Here is a 3,634-nt window from a genome sequence, read left to right on the forward strand (position 1 = left end):
AATATCGAGAAAAGGCCGCAGCTTAAAAAACACTCTTTTTTTATTGTCTACTTGACAGGGTTATGTGCAGTTTCCTTCTCTTTTTTAAATAACAATTAATAAAATAGGGGGACACAAAGGGGACATCACCTCTAAAAAAGGGGACGTAAAGGGGACATTAGTGGATTTTTCATGTACCCACAAAAACACTAGGCTTTGCCTAGTTCCGCAACGTAGTTGGGGACAGTTTTTCCTTATGCTCTTTCTCTCCTTTTTCACTCTCCCCAGAACTTCATGGCTTTTTTATCATTGGTATAGACAGTGACGTGTTTTTGTTTCATTAAGTGTTGATAAGGTTCGCCTTCGCCAGTTATTTTACGAAGCTCTTCATGTTGTTTTTCAATCCGATTTAAGAGCTCATTAACTTCAAGAAAATCAGTTTTTTCTTTCTTCATATTTTCGCTCCCTTTTCATCTTTTCATAGAAATTCATCTTACTTTATTTTTAAAAATTATTGTTGCTTTAGAACAAAGTTTGATCAAAAAAGTTCAGCAAACCCATATTCTATGGCACAAAAAAAGAATCCATTTTGAAAAGGGTTGATCAAAATGGATTCTTATCTTTTAATGAATTAATCAAAAAAGATTAAATGCATATTACTGTCAGTCCTTGATTTCGCAAAAAATTCTGCTTCATTTCCTCCATCAACAAAGTTACCAATACCCCAGAAATACGCACATTTGCCTCGTTCTATATATCTTGTTCCTACAAAATCATTATAACTATCAGGATCGTACTCATATAAATCAACTTTTAACTTACCAGCTGGACCCACGTAAGAATCCCTACAAATCTTATAATCTCCACCAGTAGAGGCAAACACATCACTTTCAGCACCATTAGAATAAAGAGATTGTTCTCCTAAGTAATCCCAGCCACTTGCAAATGTAGAAGAAGGGAACCACAACGCAGCTACCAATGCCACGACACTCATTATAAATTTTTTCATGCTCATTCTTCCTTCCCGTTTTGACTTTAAAAAATCATGCTCCCTATAATATGTTGCTTTGAAAAAAGTTTGACTAAAATGGATTCTCTTCTTTTTGAATGAACATTCCAATTAAAAGAGCATAAGGGAAAACTGTCCCCAACTACGTTGTGGAACTAGGCAAAGCCTAGGGTTTTAATGGGTACATGAATTCTTTACAGATGGGCTGATGTGGGACACCTGATTTACATAGGTGGGCTGACATGGGACTGACTATTTTTCTTAAAGTAACGCTCTTGCTACATCAAAATGAATAAAATTACTTGAAGAAAATAAAGAGGTTGAATTAGTGAAAAACGCTAAAATTTTTCCAATACGTTATTTGTTTCTTCTTCCGTAATGCCGATATAACGGAGGGGAACGGAAGGATGGGAGTGATGCAGGATCCGTTGCAACATGGAGGTATCCTTCGTGACTTTGAAAACCAATAGCCAAACGTAACTATTCAAAAAGATAAGAATCCATTTTGATTAACCTTTTTTCAAAACGGATTCTTTTTTTGAGTCATAGAATATGGGTTTGATGACCGTTTTTGATTAAACTTTATTTAAAGATACAACAAACATTAAATTGTAACATTCCTTATTTACCAAGGGTTCAAGCCATCATACTCACTTGTGAGTTAAATAAAAGAACACCCAGTGAGGTGCTAAAAGTGTAATGCGGTATTTACTGTACTTGCCATATTTAAAAACTGTGGAGATAAATAAATGAGAAAAAAGAATTTCTATCAAGGATTTTTGGATGAAGTAAACCTAAAAGAAATCTTTTGTTCAAATAATGTTTTTAACGGAAGTGCGAGTAACAAAACCCCTTAGGCCCAAGGGGTTTTTGCATAGGTTTTGTTATTTAGTTCGATTAGATTATAGGCGCGTGTCTATTCATTATTTTCAAAACAACATATTTTATGGTAAGTGTGTGAAAAGGAGGGGATTTAAATGTCTTGTAATAGAAGCCACCATGATTACGACCGCGACGATAGAAGACGCCGTAATCGCGATAGGGACAATGACGTATATATTGATGCCGATAGAGTGATTATCCGTGCAGACAAAATTATTGTTAAAACAGATGATGACGATAGACGTCATGATGATGACAATCATGATTGTCACGATAATCACAATCATAATCATCATCATCATCACAATAATGATGATGATTGTGATGATAGAAGAAATCGGAGAAACCGGAGAAGAAATTGTAGGTGTCGTGGTTTTTGGTGATTTAACCTCTAACTCAAATGAAGGCATAGAATATTTATCATTCCATGCCTTTATTTGTCTTAATCCTTTTTGATCTGACTAAAATGAAGTCGAATTAGTATCCTTCTTTAGCTTTTGCAGATGTCATGCAAGCTCCTGGTTGGCAGAACCTACATACAGATAATTAATTTCAGATGTTGATGTTGGTTAGTTAGTCATTTAGTTTAGAACCGAATTTTTTAATTATTCATATAATGTTAACTCCAAGACATGACATTTCACGTCTTATTTCACACGTGTAGCAGACACTTTTGTGTCTGCTACACTCATGCTCTCAACTTCGTTTAATTCTTCTTAAATTTCACGTAACACGACGTAAAAGTACAAAAATACTTTATGAACGTTCTTTGTGCTTATGAGAGGCTCTTCTATCATCGGATAGGTGCGCAAAGACGCTGAAATGTTTGAGGATATTGTTCGTCTCTTCTTCGGTGATGCCAATATAGCGCAGCGTGACCGAAGGGTGGGAATGATGAAGGATTCGTTGCAGCATGGCAATATCCTTCGTAGCCTTGTAAAACCAATAGCCAAACGTTTTTCTTAAAGTATGGTTGCCGACATGTTCCACGCCAGCAAACTCTGCGGCCTTATTTAGCTGCCTGTAGGCCTGGGTAGGGGTAATGGGGCGTTCTCCCTTCCTGGATGGGAATAAGTAGGGACACGAGACGGTTTGGGCGTACGCAAAGACCTCTTCGAAGCAATTCGCGATATACATGTCGCGGGTTTTTTGCGTTTTCCCTTCCTTGACCCGGAGGATCTTGTGTTGTTTATTTTTAAGGTTCAGGACCTGCCTCGTGGTGAGCTTGAGTAGGTCCCCGACACGTAGGCCGGTCTCGGGTAAAGGCTAGACAGTTCCATTCTAATGGGACTGAAGGGTTATATCGATGAGTCAAATGACGGAGTAACGTCCTGAAGGGCTCTCTCTGCGTCGAATAGCACTAAATTTAGTAAGAATGATAGTGTTATAAGCTCGGCAAAGAAGGCGTGAGAATTTACCGAAACAGGTTAAGCTGACGAAAGCCTACCCGAGGGGGTGGTGTAAATCATGATGCTTGAGTTGAATGAATATGGTGAGAATGCAAATAATCCTAAAGTAAACGTACAAAAAGCTTGGTATGAAGAAATGTTCCGAACAACAAGTAAACGTGACTGGGTAAATCCATTATGCTCGTTCATAATATAAAAAAAACGCCAACTCGTTGTTCTTAAACAGTAGTTTACTCAAAAAAGTAAAGAGAAGTTTATGAAGAAAAGGTTCGCTTATAAGCGAACCTTCAGTTTGTAGACAAAAGGGGTTCGGAATAAAAAAATTCCGAACCTCTTTTGAAATTCCTTTGAATTT

Annotated in this window: 3 protein-coding genes and 1 pseudogene; all 4 read right to left on the reverse strand. The window is 37.2% G+C overall.

All coding sequences use genetic code 11. The annotated features are described in order from the left end of the window. Window positions 1-254: 254 nt before the first annotated feature. Window positions 255-434 (reverse strand): hypothetical protein, encoded by a 180-nt coding sequence (locus ASU00_RS23900; protein WP_057915936.1) that lies wholly within the window; start codon window positions 432-434, stop codon window positions 255-257. A gap of 176 nt (window positions 435-610) precedes the next feature. Then, window positions 611-988 carry a hypothetical protein gene (locus ASU00_RS23905; RefSeq protein ID WP_057915937.1) on the reverse strand — a complete coding sequence of 126 codons (378 nt, stop codon included), beginning with the start codon at window positions 986-988 and terminating at the stop codon, window positions 611-613. Window positions 989-1,932: 944 nt separating this feature from the next. After that, on the reverse strand, window positions 1,933-2,280 hold the full coding sequence (locus tag ASU00_RS25245; RefSeq protein ID WP_152983842.1) for a hypothetical protein: 348 nt from the start codon (window positions 2,278-2,280) through the stop codon (window positions 1,933-1,935). A 346-nt stretch (window positions 2,281-2,626) separates the two neighbouring features. Then, a pseudogene (locus tag ASU00_RS23915) lies at window positions 2,627-3,124 on the reverse strand (tyrosine-type recombinase/integrase); the annotation flags it as partial. Window positions 3,125-3,634 lie beyond the last annotated feature (510 nt).

This window comes from Peribacillus muralis, assembly GCF_001439925.1.
In the GTDB taxonomy this organism is placed as follows: Bacteria; Bacillota; Bacilli; order Bacillales; family DSM-1321; genus Peribacillus; species Peribacillus muralis.